Origin of the sequence: Streptomyces calvus (assembly GCF_006782915.1) — a bacterium.
GTDB lineage: Bacteria > Actinomycetota > Actinomycetes > Streptomycetales > Streptomycetaceae > Streptomyces > Streptomyces calvus.
In genome coordinates, this window is sequence record NZ_VCNP01000005.1 from 19,475 (window position 1) to 43,571 (window position 24,097).

The following is a 24,097-nucleotide window of genomic DNA, read 5'->3' on the forward strand; positions in this document are numbered from 1 at the left end:
CGTCCTTGTTGTTGTCATGTTCCTGATGCCATTCCTAGCCTGGGAGCGCTCCGACCCCTCTGGAGGTACTGATGCGCTTCCGACACCGGGCCCGGGCCTGGGCAGCGGCGGTCCTCGCGCTCGCCGCCGTCCCGCTCGCCGCCGCCCAACTGCCCCACGCCGGCCCGTCCGACACCCTCGTCCCCGCGGCCGAGGCGGGGCCCGGCGTGGAGGACGACGGCGCCGACTGCGCCGTGGCCGACACCGGCTCCCCGGCATCCGAATCCCGGCTCCCCGACCCCTTCAGGAAGCTGGACGGCACGCGGATCTCCACCGCCGCCGACTGGCGCTGCCGCCGGGCGGAGATCCGGGAGCTGGCGGAGCGGCACGTCTACGGGCAGAAGCCGGCCAGGCCCGACAGCGTCACGGGCTCCGTGTCGCGCACCGGCATCACGGTGCGGGTGACGCACCAGGGACGGAGCGCGAGCTTTTCCGCGGGCCTCGAACTGCCCGCCGGCACCGGGCCGTTCCCGGCCGTGGTGGTGTTGGGCGGGATGGGAGCGGACACCGCCACCATCAAGAACTCCGGCGCGGCCGTCATCTCCCTCGACCCCTACGCGCTGGGGAAGGAGGGCGCGCCGCGCGGCACCAAGCAGGGCGCGTTCTACAGCCTCTACGGTTCCTCCAGCAGCACCGGTCTGCTCATGGCCTGGTCCTGGGGGGTGAGCCGGGTCATCGACGTCATCGAACAGTCCGACGGCGGTGTGCTCCGGGCGGACGCCACCGGGGTCACCGGATGCTCGCGGTTCGGCAAGGGCGCGTTCGTGGCCGGCGCGTTCGACCAGCGCATCGCGCTGACCATGCCGATCGAGTCGGGCAGCGGCGGAACCGGCATCTTCCGCGGGATCCCCGGCGAGAGCGGTGCCCAGCCGCTGAGCAGCGCCTACTCCGAACAGCCGTGGCTGGGCGACGCGTTCGGCTCCTTCACCGGCAATCCCGCCGCGCTGCCCGTGGACACCCACGAGATCGTCGGCATGGTCGCCCCGCGCGGGCTGTTGGTCATGGAGAACCCGCACATCGACTGGCTGGGCGCCCGCTCGGGCAGCGTGGCCGCACTGGGCGGGGCGGAGGTGTACAAGGCGCTCGGCGCGGGCGGGAACATCAGCTACTGGTCCGACGTACGGGACGGCACGCACTGCGCGGCCCGCCCGGAATGGCGGACGCCGTTGCAGCAGAACATCCAGAAGTTCCTGCTGCGGTCCGGCGGTTCGTCCGGGGTGTTCCGGGTCTCACCGGCCAAGTCCGGTGACCTGTCGGCCTGGAGGGACTGGCAGACCCCGGACCTCACCGGCACCGGCACGACCACGGGTGGCACCGGTGGCTCCACGGGTGGCACCGGTGGCTCCACGGGCGGGGACAGCGGTGGTGCGACGGGCGGCGGTCCCGGCACGCCGGGCGACGGATGCACGGCCTCCTACCGCACGGTCAACAGCTGGTCCGGCGGTCTCCAGGGCGAGGTGACCGTGCGCAACGACGGCACCGGCGCCCTGGACGGCTGGTCGGTCGGCATGACGCTCGCGGCGGGCCAGTCCCTCGGCAGCGTCTGGAACGGCGTGGCGACCGGGACCGGCCAGACGGTTACGGTGCGCAACGCGTCGTGGAACGGTGCCGTGCCACCGGGCGCCTCGGCGTCCTTCGGCTTCACGGTCACCGGCGGTTCCCCGACGGCACCGCACACCTTCACCTGCACCGGATCCTGAACCCGTCGGCCGGGCGGCCGCGCCCGGGCACACGCACCGGGCGCGGCGGCCGGAAGCCGCCGTGGACCGCCGCCTACGGCAGGTCGACGAACGGGGACAGGAAGGAGCGCGCCCCCGGAGTGTCCAGCCGGTAGGTGACGTTCGTGGCGTAGCAGGGGCTGTCGCCGGTGATGGTCGTCGCCGCGAGGACCCTGCGGCCGTCCAGGACGGCGAAGTTGGGGCCGCCGGAGTCGCCGTAGCAGGCCCCGCCGTTGCCCTGCGGAGCGGTCATCGCGAGGCGCACCCAGGCGTCGTTGAGGGCGTCGAAGGTCACCGGCGCCTTCATGCGGACGCCACCGCCCGGGTGGGTCTGGCCGCCGGGGCCGTTCACGGCCTCCTGGGTGCCGTATCCGGCCACGACCCAGTCGGCGGAGTCGAGCTGCCGCGTCCCGAGCTCGCCGAGCAGGCCGGCGGTCGGCAGGGTGGCGGGGGTGAAGGACCAGCGGGAGGCCATCTTCCGCGCGGGCACTTCGACGACGGCGATGTCGTGGGTGTCGGCGGCGGGGCCCGGGTAGCCGGGGTGGCTGTGGGCGGTGCCCTCGACGGCGACGGCGCGTGCCTGGGCTGCGGGGTCGCCGGGGTACTTCTTCGCGGCGGCGTCCAGTCCGGCCTGCACGTCCTGGTCGAGCGAGACGTGGAAACGCACGTTGTCCGGCCAGTCGGTGGTGCAGTGGGCCGCCGTGAGGAAGGTGTCCGCGTCGATCATGGTGCCGGAGCAGACCCAGTCGACCCGGTCCGGGGTCGCCGGATCCCCGTCGTTGTCCCAGGTGGCCACGAGGGCGCCGACCTCGGTGCGTTCCGGGGCGGGTGTCGCGTTGTAGGAGTTGATCGCCGACGAGTGGGTCGCGACGGCGAGGACGGTGGCGCAGGCCGCGGCGGCGACGGCGGTGGCGCGTATGGCGGTCAAGAAGAACCCCTTTGCTGGGTGTGGGTGGGGCGTTCCTCCTGTGGGGGTGAGGTGCATTGAAGCGTGTGTGATCGGCTGCGGCAAGGCCGGCCGGACCGGGCGTGGGCGGAGGCGGCGGGTCCGGGAGGCCGCAGTGGCGCGCACGCCCGCGTTTGCACGGCTGCTCGTACCCGCGCGTGTGCGTGTGCGCCGCTTCCCGTCGACACCACTCACTCGCCCGACGCGTACCTCTGCATCCCGCGGAACACCGCCGTGAACCTCGGCAACTACGCCCACCCCAACGGCACCACCTGGGCGAACGACGTCGACACCATCAAGATCCGGGGCGATCCCGACAACGGGCGGTGCAGTGGCACCTACCAGGTGCGGCAGGGCACCGTCCCCGACGGCTGGCGTCCCTGACCCGCACGGCCGTCCCCGACGGCTGGCGTCCCTGCCCCACGGCCGTCCCCGGGCGTCTCGGGCCCAGGGGCGGCCGTTCGCGCCGCACCGGAACGCCCGCGTGCGTGAAGGACACCGACGGTCGCTCCCGGAGGTCCTCCTAGGGCCGGTCGTTCGGCTCGTCCCGGTGTCCGTCGGCGACCGGGTCGTGGCCCCAGTTCATGAGGGAGTGGCGCCAGCGGGTGTCGCGTACGTCGCCGGACGGGCGCTGGGCGAGGTGGCGGCGGATATAGCCGACGACCTTGCGCATGTGGGCGTAGTCGTCGTCGGAGAGGTCCGCGCGCCGGGTGCGGAGGATGCCGACGATGCGGCGGCCGGACGCGTGGCCGGTCGACTCGCCGCCGTCGGGGTGCTGGCCGGCGCTTTCGGACTCCGGCGTCTGGAGCCACTGCTGGAGTTCGGCCGGCTTCATGTTCACCAGTTCCTGGAACTCCTTCCAGGTCTCGTCCTCGCGTTCGCGGTCCACGGCGCTCACTTCTTCTTCCGCTCGAGCGCGGAGGGCTTGTGGACCGCGGACCTGCCGGAGCTGTCGCTGCGCACCTCGTACTGCGGCTCCTCCGGCGAGGCGGCGACCGTGCGTCCGGCCGCCTCGGTGCGCTCGGTGATCTTCTTCTCGACCTTGCCCGTCGTCTCGCTGCCGTGGCTGCTCCACGCGACCTCGTCGCCCTTGCGGAAGTCCTTGCCGCGGCGTTTTCCCTTGCTCATCCCAGGCACCTCCTCCGGTCCGCGATCGGCTCGCTTCCACCCTCGCGGGTGGGCGGCCGATGCGCATCCCGGGGGCGAAGGACGCGTCCGGGCCGGCCCCGAAGAGGGCCGGCCCGGACGGTGCTCAGTGGTGCGGACGGATCAGACGAGGTCGAACCGGTCGAGGTTCATGACCTTGTCCCACGCCTTGACGAAGTCCTGCACGAACTTCTCCTTGGCGTCGTCGCTCGCGTAGACCTCCGCGAGCGCGCGCAGCTCGGAGTTCGAGCCGAAGACGAGGTCGGCGCGCGTGCCGGTCCACTTGACCTCGCCGGTGGCCGCGTCACGGCCCTCGAACGTGGTCTGGTCCTCCGACGTGGACGTCCAGGTCGTGCCCAGGTCGAGCAGGTTGACGAAGAAGTCGTTCGTCAGCGTGCCCGGCGTCTCGGTCAGGACACCGTGCCGGGAGCCGTTGTGGTTGGCGTCCAGCACCCGCAGGCCGCCGACCAGGACGGTCATCTCGGGGGCGCTCAGGGTGAGCAGGTTGGCGCGGTCCAGCAGCAGGTACTCGGCCGGCAGCCGGTTGCCCTTGCCGACGTAGTTGCGGAAGCCGTCGTACGTCGGCTCCAGCGCCGCGAACGACTCGGCGTCGGTGTGCTCGTCCGTCGCGTCGACACGTCCCGGCGTGAAGGGCACCTCGACGTCGACACCGGCGTCCCTGGCGGCCTTCTCCACGGCCGCCACGCCGCCGAGGACGATGAGGTCGGCCAGGGAGACCTTCTTGGCGCCGGTGTTGAACTCGGCCCGGACGGCCTCCAGGGTGCGCAGGACCTGCGCGAGCTGGTCGGGGTTGTTGACCTCCCAGCCGCTCTGCGGCTGCAGGCGGATCCGGGCGCCGTTGGCGCCACCGCGCTTGTCGCTGCCGCGGAAGGTGGCGGCGGACGCCCAGGCGGTGGAGACCAGCTGCGGGACGGTCAGGCCGGAGTCGAGGATCTTCGCCTTCAGCGCCGTGACGTCGGCGGCGTCGATGGCCTCGCCCTCGGCCTCGGGCAGCGGGTCCTGCCACAGCATGGTCTCCTCCGGGACCTCCGGGCCGAGGTACAGCGACTTCGGGCCCATGTCGCGGTGGGTCAGCTTGTACCAGGCGCGGGCGAAGGCGTCCGCGAACTCCTCCGGGTTCTCGTAGAAGCGGCGGGAGATCTGCTCGTAGACCGGGTCGAAGCGCAGCGACAGGTCGGTGGTGAGCATCGTCGGGCGGTGCTTCTTCGACGGGTCGTGCGCGTCGGGGATGATCTCCGGGGCGTCCTTGGCCACCCACTGGTGGGCGCCGGCCGGGCTCTTGGTGAGCTCGTACTCGTACTCGAGGAGGTTCTTGAAGAACCCGTTGCTCCAGCGGGTCGGGGTGCTGGTCCAGGTGACCTCGAGGCCGCTGGTGATGGCGTCCTTGCCGGTGCCGGTGCCGTGGGTGCTCTTCCAGCCGAGGCCCATCTGCTCCATCGGGGCGCCCTCCGGGGCCTCGCCGACGGCGTCCGCCGGGCCCGCGCCGTGGGTCTTGCCGAAGGTGTGGCCGCCGGCGATGAGGGCGACGGTCTCCTCGTCGTTCATCGCCATGCGACGGAACGTCTCACGGATGTCGCGGGCGGCGGCGACCGGGTCCGGGTTGCCGTTGGGGCCCTCCGGGTTGACGTAGATCAGGCCCATCTGGACGGCGCCGAGCGGGTTCTCCAGCTCGCGGTCGCCGGAGTAGCGCCGGTCGTCCAGCCAGGTGGTCTCGGGACCCCAGTAGACGTCCTCCTCGGCCTCCCAGACGTCCTCGCGGCCGCCGCCGAAGCCGAAGGTCTCGAAGCCCATCTGCTCCAGGGCGACGTTGCCGGTGAGGATCAGTAGGTCGGCCCAGGAGATGCTCTGGCCGTACTTCTTCTTGACCGGCCACAGCAGGCGGCGCGCCTTGTCGAGGTTGCCGTTGTCCGGCCAGCTGTTGAGCGGGGCGAAGCGCTGCTGGCCGGCGCCGGCGCCGCCGCGGCCGTCGCTGATGCGGTAGGTGCCCGCGCTGTGCCAGGCCATGCGGATCATCAGCGGTCCGTAGTGGCCGAAGTCGGCGGGCCACCAGTCCTGCGAGGTGGTCAGCACCTCGGCGATGTCCCGCTTCACGGCGTCCAGGTCGAGGGCCTTGAACGCCTCGGCGTAGTCGAACTCCTCGCCGAGCGGGTTCGCCACGACGGGGTTCTTGGCGAGGATCTTCAGGTTGAGCCGTTCCGGCCACCACTGACGGTTGCCGCCGCCCTGCGTGGGGTGCGCGGCGCGATCGTGCGCGACGGGGCAGCCACCCGTGCCCTCGGTCTTCGCGTCGGTGACGATCGCATCGGGGTTCTCAGCCATGGGAAACCTTCCGGAACTAGGTGGATCACAGTGCTCGGGCACTGCGGGCGGTGGAACAGCCGGGGCACAGGCCCCAGTAGATGACCTCGGCCTCGTCGAGGGTGAAGCCGTGGTCGTCGGACGCGGTCAGGCAGGGCGCCTCGCCGGCCCCGCAGTCGACGTCCGCGACGAATCCGCACGAGCGGCACACGACGTGGTGGTGGTTGTCGCCGACACGCCCCTCGTACCGGGCCGGACTGCCGGCCGGTTCGATACGGCGTACCAGCCCCGCCGCGGTGAGGGCGTGCAGGCCCTCGTACACCGCCTGCAGCGAGACATGGCCGACGCGCTCGCGCACCCCGCCGGCGATGGCCTCGACGCCGAGGTGGTCGCCGGCCCGGACGGTTTCGAGCAGCGCGACGCGCGCGGCGGTCACGCGCAGGCCGGCACCTCGCAGCTCCTCGGCCGCGGTCGGGATCCGGGATGCGGTCATGGGGCGAACCTATAACTCCAGACACGAATAATTCCAGAGAACGAACCGGTCCAGTCTTGGGCCGTGTCCGATAACAGGGGGTGACTCCCGCGTTGCGCACCGCCGTCGGTGGTTTCGCGGCTCCGGCAGTCGGGGCGTCGCGGCGGTCCCGCCCGGTCCGCTAGCGCGACGCGGCGGCGGTGTCGTCGTAGACGATCAGTCCGTCGTCGCGCAGCCGGGCGCCCGGCGTGGGGGTGTGGAGCGTGTGCCGTCCGTCGTGCATCAGGTGGCGTACGGGCACGCCGCGGGCCAGGACGGCGAAGTCGGCGACGATCCGCCGGTGGCACCGCCACCACACGGACTCGCCGCACATCACCGCGGTCGGCTCCCGGGCGGCCTGCTCCAGCAGGGCGTCCATGGCGGTGACGAACTCGGGTGTGCGGGCGTGGGCGGCGTAGCCGCGGAAGGAGGCGTTGCGCCAGACCGTGTCGGGCGAGTCGGGCGGCAGGGTGCGGAAGCCGCCCAGGTCCCGTTCCCAGCGGTAGGCGATGCGCTTCTCGGGCAGCCACTGGGCGAGGCGGTGCCGCGCCAGGTCGGGGTCGCGGCGGCTGCCCGGCGCGGTCCGGATGTCCACGACGGCGGTGATCCCGGCGTCGTGCAGCAGTGCGGCCAGCGCGTCCCGGCCCGCGGTGCCGTGACCGAAGGTCGACAGCTCGGGCGGGGTCACGGGACGTCTCCTCGTCGCCGGTTCAGGCCGCCGGGTCCAGGCGGACGCAGCAGCGGCCCGGTTCGGGGTCGAGGTGGGCCTGGAGTCGGTGCTCGCCGAGCCCTTCGAGCACTCCGCGCATCAGGTGGAGGTTCATGCCGCACACCGTTCGTGTGTGGGTGCGGGCCAGCGCGTGGAAGGGGCAGTTGCCCAGGACGACGGACTCGCCGTCGGGCCGCGGCTCGAAGCCGTGGCGTTCCAGCAGGCGTCCGACCTCCTCGGCGCCGCTCTCCTCGGCCAGTCGTACGCCCAACTCCCGCGACCTGCGGTGCAGTACCTCGCGGACGCCTTCGCCGGTGGCGTCGGACTCCTCCACGGCCTGGGCGAGCAGCCGGCCGGCGAGTTCGTAGCGCCGGTCCGGGAGGCTGACGGCGATCTGTGCCGCCGAGCGGCGGTAGAGCTTGGCGGGCCGGCCGGCGCCGGGGCCGGTGCGGCCGCTGCGCCGTACGTGGAGCACGTCGAGCAGGTTCTCCGCGGCCAGCCGGTCCAGGTGGAAGGCGGCCGTCTGCCGGGCCAGTCCGAGGGCCTCGGCCGCCTCGTCGCGGCCGACCGGCTGCCGGCGGGCCACCACGTAGTCGTACAGCCGTCGGCGCGTGGGCTCGTCGAGCGCGGCGATGGCGGAGATGTCCTGGTCGCGTACGTCTTCCGTGTCGTCCACGAACACCAGTGTAAAAGCAGCAGCCATTGACTAAAGAGCGGAACCGAGATTCTATCGTTAATGGAAGTTGTTTTTAGAGCGGCTCCAGCGGAAAGGGCACAGTCATGACCTCCACAACCACCGGTGACACCTCGGCGCCCCCTCGGCGGGCCCGGCTCTCCGACCCGGGGTACCAGGCGTTCCTCGTCCTGCGCACGGCGTTCACCGTGGCGCCGGTCCTGTTCGGCCTCGACAAGTTCGCCAACGTCCTCGTCGACTGGCCCGGCTACCTCGCACCGTGGATCGACGACGTCGTCCCGGGCAGCGCCCAGGCGGCCATGTACGCGGTCGGAGTGATCGAGATCGTGGCCGGTGTCGTCGTGGCCGTCGCCCCGCGCTTCGGCGGCTGGCTGGTCGCCGGCTGGCTCGCGGGCATCATCGTCAACCTGCTCACGATCCCCGGGTACTACGACATCGCGCTGCGCGACTTCGGGCTGCTGCTCGCCGCGGTGGCGCTGGCCCTGCTGGCCCGCGGCCGGCACGGCGACGCGCGCTCCTGACCGCCGGTCAGTACAGCACGCGCAGCGCCCCCGGCAGGACGCGGGCGGTCACCGGGAGGACCGCGTCGACCTCCCCGTCGGCGCCGTAGGGGACCTCCCGGTCGGCCTCGATGCGGACCTGCGCGCCGCGCAGGATCCGCACCTGGGGCCGGTCGACGTGCGCACCGGTCCCGAGTTCGTTCATCAGGGCGAAGAACAGCCGCCGGGGCGCGTGCCGGATCATGACGACGTCCAGCAGGCCGTCGTCCACCCGGGCGCCGGGGGCGATGTTCCGTCCCGAGCCGTAGAAGCCGGAGTTGGCGGCCACCACCGTGTAGCCGGTGTGCGGGTACTCCTCGCCGTCGACGGTGACCCGGAAGCGGGCCGGGCGCCAGGTGGTGACGGCGCGCAGGCCGCCCGCGTAGTAGGACGCGGAGCCCTTGAGCAGCCGGGAGCGGTTGGCGTGCCGGTTGGCGAGCGCGTCCACCCCGGCGTACACGCTGCCCAGGACGACGGTGCGGTCGTGGACGGCGGAACGGACCTCGATGGTGTCGACCGGCCGCGGTTCGCCGTGCAGCAGGACGCGGGCCAGGGCCGCCGGGTCCCGGGGCAGCCCCAGGGCGCGGGCGAAGTCGTTGCCGCGGCCGGCCGGGACCAGGCCGAGCGTGGCGCCGGTTCCGCTGAGGGCGCCGCCGATGCCGCCCGCGATGCCGTCCCCGCCGACGGCGAGGACGACCCGTCCGTCCCGGCCCGCCTCACGGGCCAGTTCGCGGGCGTGGTCCAGGCTGCGGCTGTACTCGGTCCGCAGGTCGGCCCCCGCCACGCGCAGGTGCCGGGCCAGGGCGAGCAGCGCGGCGGCCGCGCCGGCCGCGCCGGCCGTGGGGTTGACGACGGCGGTGAACTGGCGCATGGGTGCCTCCGGTACGGCCGAGGGGACGGGAAGGGTCGGTGACGGACGGGGCGCGGGGTCAGTCGGCGGGCAGCAGGACGCCTGGGTTGAGCAGGCCCGCCGGGTCCAGCCGCCGCTTCACGGCGCGCAGGGCGTCGATGCCCAGCGGGCCGGCCTCGCGGACGTACCAGTCGCGGTGGTCGGTGCCCACCCCGTGGTGGTGGCTGATGGTGCCGCCGGCCGCCAGGATCGCCTCGTTGGCGGCGTGCTTGGCGCGCGTCCAGTGCGCCACGGCGTCCTCGCCCTGCGCGGAGACGACGGTGAAGTACAGCGAGGCGCCGTTCTCGTAGACGTGCGAGATGTGGCACATGACCAGGGGCGGGGTGCCGGCTTCGGTGAGGGTGGCGGTGAGCGCGTCACGGACGGCGGCGTACAGCTCGGGCACGCGGGACCAGAAGGTCGCCGTCTCCAGCGTCTCCACGAAGGCCCCGGCGTCGAGCAGCGCGTCGCGCAGGTACGGCGCCGAGTAGCGGCCGTCGGCCCAGCGCCGGCCCGGCTCCTCGCCCAGGGGCGTGCCGCCGCACTCGCGCAGCACGGCCGCGGCGTGTTCCCTGCGGTACGCGGTGTCCTCCTCCGTGCCCTCGTACCCGGCGACGGCCGTGCAGCCCGCCGACTGCGGCGTTCCGGAGCCGATCGCGTCGGGCTGCGCCAGCCCGATCAGCGTCTCGGTCTCGTCGGACAGGCGCAGCACGGTCGGCCGGGGCCCGTCCTGGGCCAGCCGGCGCAGCGCGGTGGCGCCCTGCGCGAAGGAGGGGAAGTTCCATCCCTCGTAGACGCGGGTGCACGGGACGGGGCGCACGCGCACGGTCACGGACGTGATGACGCCGAAGGCGCCCTCCGAGCCGAGGACGAGCTGGCGCAGGTCGGGCCCGGCGGCCGAGCGCGGGGCGCGCCCGGTGTCGAGGGTGCCCTCGGGGGTGGCGAGCGTGAGGGACAGCACCATCTCGTCGAAGCGGCCGTAACCGGCCGACGCCTGGCCGCTGGAGCGGGTGGCGGCGAAGCCGCCGATGGTGGCCCATTCGTAGGACTGCGGGAAGTGGCCGAGGGTGAAGCCGTGTTCGGCGAGCAGCGCCTCCGCACGCGGGGCGCGCAGGCCGGGCTGCAGGGTGGCGGTGCGGGAGACGGGGTCGAGGTCGAGCAGGCGGTCCATGCGGCGCAGGTCCAGCGCGACGAAGGCACCGTGCCGTGCGGGCGCGAGGCCGCCGACGACGGAGGTGCCGCCGCCGAACGGCACCACGGGCAGGCCGTGCTCGGCGCACACCCGGAGCACGGCGAGCACCTCGTCGTGCCCGGCGGGCAGGAGCACGGCGGCCGGTACGGCGCTGACGTCGCCCTCGCGGATGCGCAGCAGGTCGGGGGTGGACTTGCCGCGGGTGTGCCGGACGCGGGTCTCGGCGTCGGTGCGCACATGGGCCGCGTCGCCCAGGGCCGCGGCGAGGGCGCGGTGCGCGGCGGGCGCCAGCGGGTGGGCGGGGACGTCGATGTCCTCCAGGGCGAGCGGCTCGGCCTCGGGCGGCCTGACGCCGAGCAGGTCGCGCAACAGGCCGGTCACCGTGTCGGGCAGCGACGTGGCCCGGGCCGGGTCGCCCCAGCCGTTCCACAGCATGTCCATGGCTGACGTCCTCACGGGTCGGAAACGGGGATGCCGTCGTCCGACGGCCTCACGGGCGTTACACTGTGACACATGACGCCTATTCGTCACAACGGTTCCTCCGCCAGCGGTTCCCCGTCGGGCACGCCCGGCGGCTCCGGCGGTTCCTCCGGCGGTTCGGACAACGACGCGGTGCTGGACGCGGTCCGGGACTGCGTCCTGGCCGTCGGCGTGCGCCGCACCACGCTCACCGACGTGGCCCGCCGCGCCGGGCTGTCCCGGATGACGCTGTACCGACGCTGGCCCGATGTCCGCTCCCTGGTGGGCGACTTGATGACCCGGGAGTGGATCGCCGTGGCCACCGGCGCCATTCCCGAGCGCCGGCCCGGGACGACGGGACGCGACACGCTCACCGAGGGGCTGGTGGCCGCCGTCCGCGCCTTCGGCGCCCATCCGCTCTTCCGCAAGATCCTCGACGTCGATCCCGAACTGCTCCTGCCCTACGTGCTGGACCGCCGCGGAGCGAGCCAGGACGCCCTGCTGGAGCTGCTGGCCGACGCCCTGCGCGAGGGCCACGCCGACGGCTCGGTGCGGCGCGGCCATCCCGTGCGGCAGGCCCGTTCGGTCCTGCTGATCGTGCAGTCCTTCACCCTGTCCCTGCAGACCATGACCGACGAGGACGACCCCGAACTCGCCCCGGAGGCCTTCCTCGGCGAGCTGCGCGACATCCTGGAAAGGACCCTCACGCCATGAACGCCTCCAGCGGCCCCGCCCCCGGCTCCTCCCTGTCCGCCGCCCGGCGGGCGCGTGAACTGACCGACTCCGTGGGCGGCCGCACCGTCGACGTGCTGGTCGTCGGCCTCGGCGTCACCGGCGCGGGCGTGGCCCTGGACGCCGCGGCGCGCGGACTGAGCGTGGTCGCCGTCGACGCCCACGACCTGGCGTTCGGCACCTCCCGCTTCAGCAGCAAGCTCGTCCACGGCGGGCTGCGCTACCTCGCCTCCGGTGCACTCGGCGTCGCCCACGAGAGCGCGGTGGAGCGGGGCGTGCTGATGGAGCGCACCGCACCGCACCTCGTGCACGCCCAGCCGTTCGTGCTGCCCCTCACCCCGCTGGTCTCCCGGAGCCAGGCCGCCCTGGCCCGTGCCGGGTTCCGGGCCGGGGACACGCTGCGCCTGGCCGCCCGCACGGCCCGCGCCACCCTGCCCCCGCCGCGCCGGCTCACTGCGGTGGAGACGCGCCGTCTCGCGCCCGCCCTGCGCGGCGACGGACTGCGCGGCGGACTGCTGTCCTGGGACGGACAACTCAGCGACGACGCCCGCCTGGTGACCGCCCTCGCCCGTACGGCCGCCGGCCGCGGCGCGCGTGTCCTGACCCGGGTCAGGGCCCTGTCCCTCGGCCCGGCCGGCGCCCGGGTCCGGGACGAGGTCACCGGCGAGGAGGGCGAGATCCGGTCCCGCGCGGTGATCAACGCCGCCGGTGTCTGGGCGGGCGGGCTCGTCGACGGCGTCCGCATACGCCCCTCCCGTGGCACCCACCTGGTCCTGCGCCCCGAGAGCCTCGGCCCGCTGCCGGCGGGCATGCACATCCCGATCCCCGGGGAGACCAACCGTTTCGTCCTGGTCCTCCCCCAGGACGACGGCCGGGTCTACGTCGGCCTCACCGACGAACCCGTGGACGGCGACATCCCCGACGTCCCGCAGGCGCCGGAGACCGACATCGGTTTCCTCCTCGACGTGCTGTGCTCCGTCCTCGGGGCGCCGGTGCGCCGTGCGGACGTCGTCGGCGCCTTCGCCGGACTGCGCCCCCTGCTGGACACCGCACCGGAGGGCCCGGGCACGGCGCCCAGGACCGCCGACCTGTCGCGGCGGCACGCGGTCCTCACCTCCGGCGAGGGCGTCGTCACCGTCGTCGGCGGCAAGCTCACCACCTACCGGCGCATGGCCGAGGACGCCGTGGACACCGCCGTGCGCCTGCGCCGGCTGCCAGCCGGCCCCTCGCCCACGGCCGCGCTCCCCCTCGTCGGTGCCGCGCCGCCGCACGTGCTGGACGGCCTGCCCGCACCGCGCCGCCTGGTGCGGCGCCACGGCACGGAGGCACCGGCGGTGCTGGCGCTCGCCGCGCGGGACCCCCGGCTCGCCGAGCCGGTGCTGCCCGGCCATCCGGTCACCGGCGCCGAACTGCTGTGGTCGCTGCGCCACGAGGGCGCACTGGACGAGGCGGACCTGCTGGACCGCCGCACCCGCATCGGACTCGTCCCCGCCGACCGGGCGGCGGCGCTGGACGCGGTCCGCGCCCTCCTCGACGGGGCACTGCCCCGGGGCGTCTGAGTCACCCCTGCCGGTGCCGTTCGGTCGCGCCCCAGGTGTCGAGGTAGGACTCGGCGCCCCGGAACAGGTCGTCGACCACGTCCTGCCCGCCGACGCGCCGGATGTCCTCGATCCAGTCGGGGACGAGGCCGTAGTGCGCGGCGCCGTCGGTGTTCAGGTCCCAGGTGCGCTCGCCGGTGGTCTGCCGGTCGAGGACGGAGCCGCCGTCGGCGCTGCGGAAGGGGTAGGTGACCGGGTCCGGGGCGTCCGCGCCGCGCGGGGCCGGCCAGCCGCCGACGCCGTTCATGTCCGTGCCGTAGCCGTAGCCCGCACCGTGGGCGTCGCGCAGCGCCTCGGTGCGCTCCGCCTCGGCGACGAAGTCCTTCGAGCCGTGCATGTACTGGGCGACGAACCCGCCGAGCCCGTAGACGCGTTCGGTCCAGTTCAGGTCCATCCAGCTGTGCGAGGACAGCACGCCGGGGTACGCCTCGGACTCGAAGACGTCGAGCACCCGGCCGGTGGCCTTGACGCTCATGTGGTCGATCTCCAGCATCATGCCGCGGCGCATCATGCCGCGCACCGCGTACTCACCGAGACCGGTCAGCCCCCGTACGTTGCAGCGCGCGTCCGCGTCGTAGGAGGGGAGCGCGACGCCCTTCGGCAGCAGGCGCTCCGCGCCGGACGCGGAGGCGAGGCCGATGGGGTTGTCGTGCTGCGGGCCGGAGCACTTCTCCGTGCGCCAGAAGGTGCCGGTGGACAGGAACTGCCCGACGTTGATCGCGGTGCCGAGCGCACCCTCGTCGAAGCGCACCCCGCACAGCGCGTTGTCGAACTTGTGGCACAGGAACATGCTGCGCACGCCCAGCGCGTACAGCTCGTCCAGTCCGGCGTCGATGTCGGTCCGGTCGCACTGCGGGATGCCGAGGATCTGCTTGCACCCGAACGGTTCGGAGGTCTCGACGCCGAGGACGACCGCGAGCCTGCCCTGCTCGATCACCTCGCGGGCCTGCGCGCTGTCGGTGACGATCCGGAACCAGCCCCTGCCCGGCCCGCCGTACATGGCGTCGACGTAGGCCTGCATCTCGTACGTCAGCCTCGCCTGGAGCCGGATGGACGTCATCTCGTCGCAGCCGCGGTCCTTGAAGAAGTAGACGGAGCAGATCACGCCGTTGGTGACGAGGTCGTTGACCAGCACGCGCTGGCCGCCGCGCCAGGCCCGTTCGATCCAGGCGTAGTAGTTCTGCTGGTGGGTGAGCGAGTCGTGGGCGGGCCAGTCCCGGAACGTGGGCCAGCCGACCGGGTCGTGCCGGCCGTCGCCGCCGTTGGTGATGAAGTCGAACACGGCGAGCGAGCCGTCGGGGTAGTGCTCCGGGCAGTCCTTCAGCGCGTCGGCGATGCCCTGGTGGGAGAACGCCTTGCCGCAGATGAGCCGGCCGCCGAAGGCCTCGTTGGACAGGACGTGGTTGTGCGCGTCGACGAACCCGCGCACCTCGCCGGCGGCGTTCGTGCCGGTGAACGGCTCACCGGTGACGCCGATCCGGGAGTCCGGCTCGGGCCGGGCGGACGGCTCCCACCATGCGCTGCCGGCCGCCGAACTGGGCGTGGGGCCGAGGGCCGCGGCGAGCACGAGGAGCAGCAGGGACAGAACGGCGAGTCGACGCCGTCCGCGGTACGTGGGGGCCATTGCGCACGTCCCTCCGTCGACGGAGTGGTACGAAGCGGTACGAAATTGTCATGACCGGCGCAAGTTCTGGGCCGAGGATCGCCACTGGCACGCACGCCGTCAAGGGCGTGGGAGACCCCGGACCGGATCCGGCGGAAAGCCGCCTGCCCGTCCGTCCGTCCGCGCGCGGGACGGTGCCGGGCGCGAAAAGAGGGCAGGCGTCGGCCGCCGCAGGAGCCCGGGAGTACCGCCGGGGGCGCCCGTTCGGATCCTGCCGGGACCACTCGGCAGGAAGGCGCCGTTACCCGGAGTCGGCCTCCGCCCCTAGCGCCGGCCGCCGCTCTCGTAGTGCAGGGAGATGGAGCGCAGGACGTCGGCGGAGGAGACGTCGGTACGGCCCTCGTCGTGGATCTCGGCGAGCTGGACGAAGGCGTAGGTGAGCGCGGAGGTGATCTGCACGATGGCGGGCCCCAGCTCCGCGGTGACGATGTCCGCCACCTCCCGCACGCTCGCGTCGGCGGGCAGCTGGATGTGCGGCAGCATTTCCTCCAGGAGCGTGGCGACGGCACCGTTGCGGGTGACGTCGGCGTCCGGGTCCTCCCGGAGCCGGCGCCGCATCTCGAGGGCCTCGGTGAGGATGCCGACGCTCCGCTGCATGATCTCCCGCTGCTCCATGCGGACAGCGTAGACGCCTCCGGGCCGCACCGTCCCGGGCGCGCGGGCCGGGGCCGGGACCGCGGACCGCGACTGGCCCGGCCGTCCCCGTTCCGCCTATCATCCTTTTCATATATGAATGAGCGTTTTGTCCCTGAGGGCGGGCACCGACCGTGCGCGGCCTCGCCCGAGTGAGTGATCCATGTCCCGCACCGGTTCCACGGACGACGGCGACGAGCTTCTGGTCAGGCTCGGGACGCTGACGGCCCAGGCGCGCGCCCAGGCGGAGGTGCAGCGCTCCCGGGTCGAACTGGCCGTCGCCCTGCAACGGGGCATGCTGCCGAGGGGACTTCCGGTCGGCGACGGAGTGCGGCTGGCCGTGCGGTACGCGCCCGCCTACCAGGGACTCAACGTGGGCGGCGACTGGTACGACGCGTTCACCATGCCCGACGGCCGCATAGGCCTGTCCATCGGCGACGTGCAGGGGCACAACATCGAGGCGGCCGCCTTCATGGGGCAGGTGCGGGTGGGGCTGAGGGCGCTCGCCTCCGTCGACAGCGACCCGGGGGAACTGCTCGCCCGCACCAACGAACTGCTGCTGTCGCTGAGCCCGGACCTCTTCGCCACCTGCACGTTCATGCGGCTCGACCCGGCCACCCGGCTGCTGGAGAGCGCACGGGCCGGGCATCTGCCGTGCGTGTGGGCCACGGCCGACGGACGGGCCGGCGTGACCGAGGACGAGGGAGGACCTCCGCTGGGCATCCAGTCCGGGGTGCACTACCCCGTCACCCGGTACCGGCTCGACACCGGCGGGGTGTTCGTGCTGCTCACCGACGGGGTCGTGGAAGGCCCGTCCATGTCGCTCGACGAGGGACTGGACCAGGTGGTGCGGCTCGCCGGCGTCGCCGCGGTGGCGCGCATGGACACCGACTCGCTCGCCGCCGCGGTCATCAAGGTGGCGGAGCGGGTGGGGCACGAGGACGACGCGGCGGTTCTGGTGATCGGTCACGACGGGCTGCGCACTCAGCCATAGGGCCGAGGGCGCACCCGTCCCGCCTCGCCGACACCGCGGCCGCGGTGTCTGATGGCGTGTGTGGTGGCCAGCCGGGATCTGCGCACGCCGGCCGTCTTCGCCCTGGAGACGCTGGCGGTCGCCGCGTGCTACTACGCGGGCGGCCGGCTGGGCCTGCTGCGCCATATGAGCGTCGGCGGTGCGGTGGTCTCCCCCGTCTGGCCGCCCACGGGAGTGGCCGTCGCCTGCCTGCTGATCCTCGGGCTGCGCTGCTGGGCCGGGATCGCGCTGGGCGCGCTGTTCGTCCTGGTGCACCTCACCACGCTGCGGCTGTCCTCGCTGGGCGTCCTGGTGGGCAACACCGCCGCGCCCGTGTGCGGATACCTGCTGCTGCGCAGGGTGGGTTTCCGCACCGACCTCGGCCGATTACGGGACTGCCTGGCCCTGGTGTTCCTCGGCGCCTTCGCGGCCATGCTGATCAGCTCGTCCATCGGCGCGGGCCTCCTCGTCGCCACCGGTGACCTGCCGGGCGAGGACTTCTGGGGGGTGTGGCTGGCCTGGTGGGTGGGTGACGCGATGGGGGTCCTGCTGGTCACGCCGCTGCTGCTCGTGCTGCGCACCGTCCGTGCCCCGGTGCGCTTGTCGCGGTGGAAGGAGGTACTGGGGCTGACGGTGACCACGGCCGTCCTGGTGCCCCTGGCCACGCACAGCCCGGCCAGTGTGCTGTTCTCCGTCTATCCGCTGCTGATCTGGTCGGCGCTGCGGTTCGAGCTCGCCGGAAGCATGGTCTGCGCGCTGTACGCCTCCGTGCTGGCCACGCTCGCGGCGACCGACCGCGTCGGGCCGTTCGAGCACCTGTCCGACGTGGAGATCATGATCAACCTGCAGGCGTTCAACGGGGCGATGGCCCTGACCGCCCTGCTGCTGTCCGCGGTGATCACCGAACAGCACAACACCAGACGCTCCGTGGAGCGCGCCTGTCAGGAACTGGTGGAGGTCCTGGAGCATCTGACGGCCGGTGAACCCCCGCCCGGCCGGCCGTCGAGGGAGGAGGGCGGCGGACGCCGGGACACGCGCGGGTGACCTGGGCCCGGCAGCGCACCGGCCGGACCGTCGAGAGGCGGGCGGGTCGCGGGACCGGCGTCCCCGGCCGCGGTATCCGCGCGGACGCCCCGCACCCCCGCCTGCCGGAACGGCGGGCCGGCGACCGCGGCCGAACAGTATGAACGCAACCGCCGATCCCATGGCCCTCACGGTCCGGCCTTCCTAGCATCCCGGCGCATGCGCGAGAACGCGCCGCCGACACCAGGAGCCGTGCCTTGAACAGATCCCGTCACGTCCCCCGCCTCCCCCGCTTCTTCCGTTCCCGCCGGGACCGCCGGCGCGCGGTGGGGCTGTGTCTCGCCGGTGCCGCCGTCGGCGCGCTGACCCAGGCGCCGGCCGTGGGCGCCGAGGGTACCGAGCCGGCGCCCGCCGCCTGTCCCGCCGGCCTGGCGGACAAGGCCACCTGCTACACCGGCCGGGACGACAACGGCGCCCACTACGCGATCGCGGTCCCCGACGACTGGAACCGGTCGCTCGTCGTCCACGCGCACGGCGGCCCCGACCTGGGCGAGGTCTCCGACCCGGAACGCAGCACCGGCGACCTGGAGCGGTGGCAGGTCGTGGTGGACCAGGGGTACGCCTGGGCCGGCTCGTCCTACCGCCGGGGCGGCTACGGCACCCGGATGGCGGCCGCCGACACCGAGAACCTGCGCCGCCTGTTCACCGAGGAGTTCGGCCGGCCGCAGCGCACCTACGTCCACGGCCAGTCCTGGGGCGGCAACGTGGCCGCCAAGGTCGTGGAGGCGTACGGCGGTCCGAGCGGACCCTACGACGGCGCGCTGCTCACCAACGGAGTCCTCGGCGGCGGCTCCCGCGGCTACGACCACCGGGTCGACCTGCGCGTGGTCTACCAGTACTACTGCCGGAACCTGCCGCGTCCCGACGAGCCGCAGTACCCGCTGTGGCAGGGCCTGCGGGCCACCTCGACACTGACCACGGCCGGGCTGCGCGCCCGGCTCCAGGAGTGCACGGGCTACGCCTCCCCCGCCGAGGAGCGCACCGCGCCGCAGCAGCGCAACCTGGACGACATCCTCGCCGTCACCGGAATCCCGGAGCGCACCCTGGAGTCGCACCTGCGGTTCTCGGTCTTCACGTTCCGCGACATCGTGCACGAGCGGCTGGGCGGCCGGAACCCGTTCACCAACGAGGGGGTGCGCTACACCGGTTCGCACGACGACCAGGCGCTCAACGCCGGCGTGGAGCGGTTCACCGCCGATCCGACGGCCGTGCGCGACCTGTCCTACGACAGCGACCTCACCGGCAAGGTGAGCATCCCGGTCCTGACGCTGCACGCCGTCGGCGATCCCACGGCGTTCGTCGAGCACGAGGCTGCCTACCGCGACACGCTGGAGGGCGCCCACCGGGACCGGCACCTGGTGCAGACGTTCACCCGCGAGCACGAGCACAGCGCGCTCAGCGATGCCGAGTACGCCACCTCCCTGGCGGCGCTGGACCGTTGGGCGCGCACCGGGGACAGGCCCACGCCGCGCTCGGTCGCCGCGTCCTGCGCCGCCTTCGACCGCACCTACGGCACCGGGTGCTTCTACGAGCCCGGCTACCGGCCGTCCTCGTACGCCTCACGCGTCAGGCCGCGTCCGGGCGGTACGGACTGGCCGGCCATGACGGCGGTGCAGGAGAGGTCCTGGAGCCGTGTGGAGGGCGTGGGCATCGCGCCCTGACCGGCGGGCGGTCCCTCGGCACCTCACCTGCTCAGTGATCCGGCGTCACCCATGACGATCACCGGGTGCAGGTCGGGGTCGAGGGCCCGCAGGAGGTCTCGCATGTGGCGTTCCGCCAGGCTCACGCAGCCCTGGGTGGGCCCGTCGTGGTCGACGTGCAGCCAGATGCCGCCGCCCTTGTCGGCACCGAGGGGGCGGGTCAGGTCCAGCGGGGAGGTGCCCGGCACACGGTTGTAGTCGATGGCGACGACGTAGTCGAAGGACCCGGCCAGCGGCTCTCCCGCGAAGCCCGTGCCGCTGACGGCGAACCCGTCCGAGCGGTCGTACGGCAGCTCGGTGCCGGGGTCGGGCAGCAGGCCCCCGGCGTCTCCGAGGGTGAACACGCCGACGGGTGAGCGCAGGTCACCGGCGCGGTGGTCGTCGGTCCAGCCCTTGAGGGCGTTGCGGGCGGGCCAGCTGGGGCCCGCCTGCCAGCCGGAGCCGGTGTGCGTGTGGAGTACGGCCTCGGAACGGTTGGCGTCCCTGCCCCTGCCGGTGACGACGAGGACCTGGCGGGCGTTGTCCGGGATCCACGCCAGGGTGCGCGGCCCGAGGCCCGGAATGAGGGCGGGCGGCCGGGGTTCGGCGCCCGCCCGGCCCTGCGCGGTCTGCCCGCCGCCGGGCGGACCGGCCGGGCGGGCGGTGTCCGCGCCGCCGGGCGGGCCCGGCGCCGCCGCGGTGGCGGGGTCGCCGGGGGTCGGCGTGGTGGCCGATGGGGCGTTACGCGGTGCGGTGCCGGTGACCGCTCCGCAGCCGGTCAGTGCCGCCAGCACGACGAGAACGACGGCGTACGCCGCCACGCGGCCGTGCCCCCGCACGGCAGCGGCGGTCCGCGCGCCGTCCCGGGACGGGGTGCGGGGACACGGACGGTGCGGGCAGTCGATCGATGAAGCCATGCCCTCAGCCTGACTTCGACTTCCGGAATTCGCCTCGGCGCACCGCGCGAGTCCGGCCAAGTCCCCCCATCTGCCCACCCCGGAACGGTTCCGTGCGGGCCCGGCGCGCCGCTGCCCGGCGCCCTTTCGGGTGACGGGCCCGCACTCCGGGTGGAGTACGGGCCCGCCGGACGGAGTACCGCGCGCGGGTGACGCCTACCGGTTGATCACGAACTGCGAGCCGGGTTCGATCACCACGTCCCCTTCGGCCGAACCGGTGATGGTGACGTCCGTCAGGGTGGCGCTGCCGCGGGCGCCGCCCATGGCGAGGATGCCCGCGCCGTTGTTCGACCTGCTGATGGTGACACCGGTGATCCGGGCGTCCGGCACCGCTCCCCCGCCCGACTTGAACTGGATGCCGTCGTAGGTCGAGTCGTGGATGTCGGTGTCACGGATCACCACGCCCGGGATGTCCGGGCCCTGGGCGAACACGGTGATGGCGCCGAACTCCTGGTCCTCGTTCCAGAAGGCACCGCCGGTGCGGTACAGGCCGTTGTCGGCGACGAGGGTCTGTCCGGAGAAGGGCAGGGGATCGTGGTCGGTCGCCAGCATGATGCCCGGGTAGTTCATCGTGTCGTGGATCAGGTTGCTCTCGATCGTGTTGCCGTGGCCGCCGTAGATGGCGATGCCGTTGGCGCGCCAGGGCAGTTGGACGGTGTTGTTGCGGAAGTGGTTGTCGTGGCCGATGTCGACGGCGGGGTCCTTGACGTACTTGCTGGCCCACACCGCGAGCGCGTCGTCGCCGGTGTTGCGGAACGACGAGTTCTGCACCACGGAGTTGCGTGTTCCGTTGGCGAAGTTGATGCCGTCCGCATAGGTGTCGCGGATGCGCATGCCGCTGAACTCCAGTCCGTCGGCCGGGCCCCAGAGTTCGGGAATGTTGCTGTAGTCGCGGCCCACCCAGACGCCGACGTTGGCGTGCTCGATCCACACATTGCTGATCCTGGTGTTCTTGCCGAACCGGCCGTTGAGGCCGACCCCTCCCTCGGCTCCCCCGTCGCCGCCGCGGATCGTGCCCGAGCCGAAGATCGCGATGTCGGAGATCCGGGTGTTGTCGTCGATGTCGAAGCCGAAGTTGCCCTCGTGCGGATGGTTGATGCCGCCCGCCTGGTGCGGCGGTGTCAGCGTGTGGAGCTGCGAGTGCCACATGCCGGCGCCGCGGATGGTGACGTCCCGGATGCCGACCTGGTTGTACTGGCCGCGGTTCAGCGGGTCGTCGGTGAGGATCTTCTGCTCCTGGCGCCACTGGCCCGGAGGGATCCACACGCAGTCGATCTGCCCGTTCTGGTCGGCGGTCACGGCGCGCTGGAGGGCGTCGGTGTCGTCGATGCCGTCGTTGGGGACCGCTCCGTACTCGGTGATGGAGACGCACCCGGCGGGCCTGTCGGCGGGCGGGGCCACCTGTTCCAGGTCGATCAGGTCCACGACGTGGAAGGCGGCGGTGTCGTCGGTGTCGCGCTGGAGCCGGAAGACGGTGCCCGCCGGGTAGGACCTGGCGAGCAGCGCGTGGGACTCGTCGAAGAGACGGCGGGCGTCCGCCTGCGGGGTGTTGGTGAGCCCTTCGGGGTCGTCGGTGTCGCCGTACAGCCAGCTGTGCTTGGAGCTGAGCCGGATCTTCTGCACGAACGCGCCGTCCGCGTACAGGCTGAGCGTGGCCTCGGTGCCGCCGCCGCCCGGGGCGTCCGGGACGGAGTTGCGGACGACGATCGAGTTCGTCGGGTTGGTGGAGGTGAACTGGACGTACTGGCCGGTGGAGTCGAGGCGGACCGACTTCCGTCCGGAGGACTCGGTGGCGAAGTTGGTGTGCCCGAAGGTCCGCTCGGCGTCGGCGGTCAGGAGCGTGCCCCGGTACGTGCCGTCCTCCGCCTCGTACTCGGTGTACGGCACGGCGGCGCCGCGTCCGACCACGATCGAGCGGGTGAGGACGTTGTTGTTCTCGTCGGTCTCCTCGACGGTGTCCATGGCGTCCGCGGTCGCGGTGAGGACGTGGGGGCCGGTGGTGGCGGTCCAGGTGCCGCTCACCCGGACCTGCGCGGTGGCGCCCGCGGCGACGGTGGCGGTGGTCCCGTCGAGGGTCCGGCCGCCCACGGCGAGGCGGGTCACGGTGCGGGCGGGGACGGGCGAGGTGCCCCGGTTGTGCACGGACACGGTGAAGTTCACCGAGGCACCGGTGGCGGGGCTGTCCGGGTCGGTGCCGATGCTCCGGATCTCGAGGTCGGGTCCGGGGGCTCGGGCGACGGTCAGTTTGCCGGTCGCGGTGCGGCTGTTGTTGGTGTCGTCCTGTTCGGGCACGGTGTCCGTGGGGTCGACCGCGGCGGTCACCGTGTAGCTGCCCGCGGCGCGCCGGCCTACGTCCACGGCGACGGTCGTCGAGGCACCGGCGGCGAGGGCGCCGACGGGCGCGCTGCCCGCGACGGTTCCCTCCAGGCTGACGTCGACCGTGGCGGCGGCGGAGGGGGCCGTGCCGGCGTTGCGGACGGTCGCGCGGACGGTGACGGCGTCCGACTCGGTGGGGGCCGCGGGGGTCCAGGTGAGGTCCGGGACGACCAGGTCCGGGTTGGGTGCCGCGGTGCCGGTCACCTCCAACTCGGCGACCTGGGCGCCGTATCCGCTGGAGTTGTGGGTGAACCGCAACTGCACCTCGGCGTAGCGGCCGGAGACCGGGACGGTGACCGTGTTGTCGTGGGAGGCGGGGTCGAAGGTGTAGTCGGCGCGGGCCTTGAGCGAGGTGAAGGTGCCGCCCGTCCGGTCGCGGCCGAGGATCTCGATGCTCTGCGTCCGCTTCGCCCAGGCGGGGTCGGGACTGAGCCGGACGACGACGGCGGTGAGGTCGGCGTCGGCGCCCAGGTCGACGGTGAGGGTGGCGGGGTGGCCGCCGGACTCCCAGTAGGTGTCCCGCTTCCCGTCGTTGGCGTGGGTGGCCACGAACGAGTGAATTGTGGAGGAGGCCTCGATCGGCTTGCCGAGTGACAGATTGCCGCCGTCGGCCGGGGGTTGTTGCGGGGTGCCGCCGTCGTCGTTGCCGTAGACCTCGATCTCCGACAACTGGGCGGCGTTCCATCCGGAGTTGGCGGTCACCCGGACCTGGATGTGGCGCACCTGGCGGGCGGTGAAGTCCACGGTGACGGTGTTGCCGCCGGCGGGATCGAAGCGGCGGGTGGCGGAGCCGGACAGGCCGGTGAAGGCGGAGCCGTCGGTGCTGCCCTCGACGGCGAGGGTCTGGGTGCGGGCCTCCCAGCCGGTGGGCAGCTTCAGGACGACCCGGCCGGCCTCGACGGTGGTGCCGAGGTCGACGCGGATCCACTGCGGGAAGGCCCCGGCGGGGCCCTCCCAGTAACTCAGCTGGCTTCCGTCGGTCACGTTGGTCGCGGGATGGCCGGCGTGGGAGCCGCCGGCGGTGACGCTCCTGCCGAGCGCCAGGTTGGGGCCGGGTGCCGCTGCCGCGGCGGCTCGGGCGGTGCCGGGCTGGAGACCGACGGCGATCAGTGCGGCCAGGAGCAGGCCGGTGATCGTCCGCGGGCCGAATCGCTTCCGTCTCATGAAGTCCTCGTTCCACGGCGGGTGCTGGGGCGTGGTGGGG

20 protein-coding genes and 1 pseudogene are annotated in these 24,097 nt (G+C 73.2%); 8 read left to right on the top strand and 13 right to left on the bottom strand.

Translation table 11 applies throughout. The features are described from left to right. The first annotated feature begins 71 nt into the window (after nucleotides 1-71). On the top strand, nucleotides 72-1,739 hold the full coding sequence (locus tag FGW31_RS01555; RefSeq protein WP_142191460.1) for a cellulose-binding domain-containing protein: 1,668 nt from the start codon (nucleotides 72-74) through the stop codon (nucleotides 1,737-1,739). A 73-nt stretch (nucleotides 1,740-1,812) separates the two neighbouring features. Here the strand turns inward: FGW31_RS01555 and FGW31_RS01560 are convergent, their stop codons facing one another. Next, on the bottom strand, nucleotides 1,813-2,685 hold the full coding sequence (locus FGW31_RS01560; protein ID WP_220450340.1) for a trypsin-like serine protease: 873 nt from the start codon (nucleotides 2,683-2,685) through the stop codon (nucleotides 1,813-1,815). Nucleotides 2,686-2,937: 252 nt separating this feature from the next. Here FGW31_RS01560 and FGW31_RS01565 point away from each other — a divergent pair, with 252 nt between their 5' ends. Further along, nucleotides 2,938-3,087: a hypothetical protein gene (locus FGW31_RS01565; protein WP_233452344.1), complete on the top strand. Its 150-nt coding sequence runs from the start codon at nucleotides 2,938-2,940 to the stop codon at nucleotides 3,085-3,087. A gap of 139 nt (nucleotides 3,088-3,226) precedes the next feature. On the opposite strand, the gene FGW31_RS01570 is transcribed toward FGW31_RS01565, so the two are convergent. The 6 genes from FGW31_RS01570 to FGW31_RS01595 all read right to left on the bottom strand — a co-directional run bounded on the left by FGW31_RS01570 (nucleotide 3,227) and on the right by FGW31_RS01595 (nucleotide 8,091). Next, a complete protein-coding gene (locus tag FGW31_RS01570; RefSeq protein ID WP_373303392.1) occupies nucleotides 3,227-3,601 on the bottom strand; it encodes a DUF3140 domain-containing protein in 375 nt (124 codons plus the stop codon). Next, entirely contained in the window at nucleotides 3,598-3,831 is a 234-nt protein-coding gene (locus FGW31_RS01575; protein WP_142191462.1) for a hypervirulence associated TUDOR domain-containing protein, read from the bottom strand. Before FGW31_RS01575 ends, FGW31_RS01570 begins: the two co-directional genes overlap by 4 nt. 141 nt (nucleotides 3,832-3,972) lie before the next feature. Then, complete coding sequence (katG, locus tag FGW31_RS01580; RefSeq protein ID WP_142191463.1) at nucleotides 3,973-6,189, bottom strand: catalase/peroxidase HPI; 2,217 nt, start codon at nucleotides 6,187-6,189, stop codon at nucleotides 3,973-3,975. 25 nt (nucleotides 6,190-6,214) lie between these two features. After that, nucleotides 6,215-6,661, bottom strand: coding sequence for a Fur family transcriptional regulator (locus FGW31_RS01585; RefSeq protein ID WP_142191464.1), 447 nt, complete (start codon nucleotides 6,659-6,661; stop codon nucleotides 6,215-6,217). Between the two features lie 160 nt (nucleotides 6,662-6,821). Beyond that, complete coding sequence (locus tag FGW31_RS01590; protein ID WP_142191465.1) at nucleotides 6,822-7,367, bottom strand: DUF488 domain-containing protein; 546 nt, start codon at nucleotides 7,365-7,367, stop codon at nucleotides 6,822-6,824. A gap of 22 nt (nucleotides 7,368-7,389) precedes the next feature. Continuing rightward, nucleotides 7,390-8,091: a helix-turn-helix transcriptional regulator gene (locus FGW31_RS01595; protein ID WP_220510959.1), complete on the bottom strand. Its 702-nt coding sequence runs from the start codon at nucleotides 8,089-8,091 to the stop codon at nucleotides 7,390-7,392. A 77-nt stretch (nucleotides 8,092-8,168) separates the two neighbouring features. On the opposite strand from FGW31_RS01595, the gene FGW31_RS01600 reads away from it, so the two are divergent. Further along, nucleotides 8,169-8,603 (top strand): hypothetical protein, encoded by a 435-nt coding sequence (locus FGW31_RS01600; protein WP_142191466.1) that lies wholly within the window; start codon nucleotides 8,169-8,171, stop codon nucleotides 8,601-8,603. A gap of 7 nt (nucleotides 8,604-8,610) precedes the next feature. On the opposite strand, the gene FGW31_RS01605 is transcribed toward FGW31_RS01600, so the two are convergent. Together FGW31_RS01605 and FGW31_RS01610 are read right to left on the bottom strand one after the other, a co-directional pair. Further along, nucleotides 8,611-9,492, bottom strand: a complete 882-nt coding sequence (locus tag FGW31_RS01605) for a YegS/Rv2252/BmrU family lipid kinase (RefSeq protein ID WP_142191467.1) — start codon at nucleotides 9,490-9,492, stop codon at nucleotides 8,611-8,613. A 58-nt stretch (nucleotides 9,493-9,550) separates the two neighbouring features. Beyond that, the gene (locus tag FGW31_RS01610; RefSeq protein WP_161173629.1) at nucleotides 9,551-11,143 is read right to left on the bottom strand and encodes an FAD-binding oxidoreductase; all 1,593 of its coding nucleotides are present in this window, start codon (nucleotides 11,141-11,143) and stop codon (nucleotides 9,551-9,553) included. A gap of 72 nt (nucleotides 11,144-11,215) precedes the next feature. Between FGW31_RS01610 and FGW31_RS01615 the strand changes: the two genes are divergently transcribed. After that, nucleotides 11,216-11,875, top strand: a complete 660-nt coding sequence (locus FGW31_RS01615; RefSeq protein ID WP_142191468.1) for a TetR/AcrR family transcriptional regulator — start codon at nucleotides 11,216-11,218, stop codon at nucleotides 11,873-11,875. Further along, nucleotides 11,872-13,452, top strand: coding sequence for a glycerol-3-phosphate dehydrogenase/oxidase (locus tag FGW31_RS01620; RefSeq protein WP_142191469.1), 1,581 nt, complete (start codon nucleotides 11,872-11,874; stop codon nucleotides 13,450-13,452). The genes FGW31_RS01615 and FGW31_RS01620 overlap by 4 nt, the downstream gene beginning before the upstream one ends. A gap of 10 nt (nucleotides 13,453-13,462) precedes the next feature. On the opposite strand, the pseudogene FGW31_RS01625 reads toward FGW31_RS01620, so the two are convergent. After that, nucleotides 13,463-15,115 (bottom strand): annotated as a pseudogene (locus tag FGW31_RS01625) (amidohydrolase family protein); the annotation flags it as partial. 303 nt (nucleotides 15,116-15,418) lie between these two features. Beyond that, the gene (locus tag FGW31_RS01630) at nucleotides 15,419-15,769 is read right to left on the bottom strand and encodes a hypothetical protein (protein ID WP_142191470.1); all 351 of its coding nucleotides are present in this window, start codon (nucleotides 15,767-15,769) and stop codon (nucleotides 15,419-15,421) included. A 181-nt stretch (nucleotides 15,770-15,950) separates the two neighbouring features. Between FGW31_RS01630 and FGW31_RS01635 the strand changes: the two genes are divergently transcribed. The 3 genes from FGW31_RS01635 (at nucleotide 15,951) to FGW31_RS01645 (ending at nucleotide 19,543) form a co-directional block, all read left to right on the top strand. Then, the gene (locus FGW31_RS01635) at nucleotides 15,951-16,781 is read left to right on the top strand and encodes a PP2C family protein-serine/threonine phosphatase (protein ID WP_142191471.1); all 831 of its coding nucleotides are present in this window, start codon (nucleotides 15,951-15,953) and stop codon (nucleotides 16,779-16,781) included. A gap of 51 nt (nucleotides 16,782-16,832) precedes the next feature. Continuing rightward, nucleotides 16,833-17,843 (top strand): MASE1 domain-containing protein, encoded by a 1,011-nt coding sequence (locus FGW31_RS01640; protein WP_142191472.1) that lies wholly within the window; start codon nucleotides 16,833-16,835, stop codon nucleotides 17,841-17,843. A gap of 236 nt (nucleotides 17,844-18,079) precedes the next feature. After that, nucleotides 18,080-19,543, top strand: a complete 1,464-nt coding sequence (locus tag FGW31_RS01645; protein ID WP_182674785.1) for an alpha/beta hydrolase — start codon at nucleotides 18,080-18,082, stop codon at nucleotides 19,541-19,543. Between the two features lie 23 nt (nucleotides 19,544-19,566). Here the strand turns inward: FGW31_RS01645 and FGW31_RS01650 are convergent, their stop codons facing one another. Both FGW31_RS01650 and FGW31_RS01655 read right to left on the bottom strand, forming a co-directional pair. Next, the gene (locus FGW31_RS01650; RefSeq protein ID WP_233288496.1) at nucleotides 19,567-20,478 is read right to left on the bottom strand and encodes a hypothetical protein; all 912 of its coding nucleotides are present in this window, start codon (nucleotides 20,476-20,478) and stop codon (nucleotides 19,567-19,569) included. 195 nt (nucleotides 20,479-20,673) lie between these two features. Beyond that, nucleotides 20,674-24,057 carry a CARDB domain-containing protein gene (locus FGW31_RS01655; RefSeq protein WP_142191473.1) on the bottom strand — a complete coding sequence of 1,128 codons (3,384 nt, stop codon included), beginning with the start codon at nucleotides 24,055-24,057 and terminating at the stop codon, nucleotides 20,674-20,676. Nucleotides 24,058-24,097: the final 40 nt, after the last annotated feature.

Excerpts from the sequence above, each read along its gene's own strand:
- FGW31_RS01555 (WP_142191460.1), top strand. The coding sequence starts at position 72 with ATGCGCTTCCGACACCGGGCCCGGGCCTGGGCAGCGGCGGTCCTCGCG.
- FGW31_RS01575 (WP_142191462.1), bottom strand. The coding sequence starts at position 3,831 with ATGAGCAAGGGAAAACGCCGCGGCAAGGACTTCCGCAAGGGCGACGAG.
- katG (WP_142191463.1), bottom strand. The coding sequence starts at position 6,189 with ATGGCTGAGAACCCCGATGCGATCGTCACCGACGCGAAGACCGAGGGC.
- FGW31_RS01585 (WP_142191464.1), bottom strand. The coding sequence starts at position 6,661 with ATGACCGCATCCCGGATCCCGACCGCGGCCGAGGAGCTGCGAGGTGCC.
- FGW31_RS01595 (WP_220510959.1), bottom strand. The coding sequence starts at position 8,091 with ATGGCTGCTGCTTTTACACTGGTGTTCGTGGACGACACGGAAGACGTA.
- FGW31_RS01600 (WP_142191466.1), top strand. The coding sequence starts at position 8,169 with ATGACCTCCACAACCACCGGTGACACCTCGGCGCCCCCTCGGCGGGCC.
- FGW31_RS01605 (WP_142191467.1), bottom strand. The coding sequence starts at position 9,492 with ATGCGCCAGTTCACCGCCGTCGTCAACCCCACGGCCGGCGCGGCCGGC.
- FGW31_RS01610 (WP_161173629.1), bottom strand. The coding sequence starts at position 11,143 with ATGGACATGCTGTGGAACGGCTGGGGCGACCCGGCCCGGGCCACGTCG.
- FGW31_RS01615 (WP_142191468.1), top strand. The coding sequence starts at position 11,216 with ATGACGCCTATTCGTCACAACGGTTCCTCCGCCAGCGGTTCCCCGTCG.
- FGW31_RS01620 (WP_142191469.1), top strand. The coding sequence starts at position 11,872 with ATGAACGCCTCCAGCGGCCCCGCCCCCGGCTCCTCCCTGTCCGCCGCC.
- FGW31_RS01630 (WP_142191470.1), bottom strand. The coding sequence starts at position 15,769 with ATGGAGCAGCGGGAGATCATGCAGCGGAGCGTCGGCATCCTCACCGAG.
- FGW31_RS01635 (WP_142191471.1), top strand. The coding sequence starts at position 15,951 with ATGTCCCGCACCGGTTCCACGGACGACGGCGACGAGCTTCTGGTCAGG.
- FGW31_RS01640 (WP_142191472.1), top strand. The coding sequence starts at position 16,833 with ATGGCGTGTGTGGTGGCCAGCCGGGATCTGCGCACGCCGGCCGTCTTC.
- FGW31_RS01650 (WP_233288496.1), bottom strand. The coding sequence starts at position 20,478 with ATGGCTTCATCGATCGACTGCCCGCACCGTCCGTGTCCCCGCACCCCG.
- FGW31_RS01655 (WP_142191473.1), bottom strand. The coding sequence starts at position 24,057 with ATGAGACGGAAGCGATTCGGCCCGCGGACGATCACCGGCCTGCTCCTG.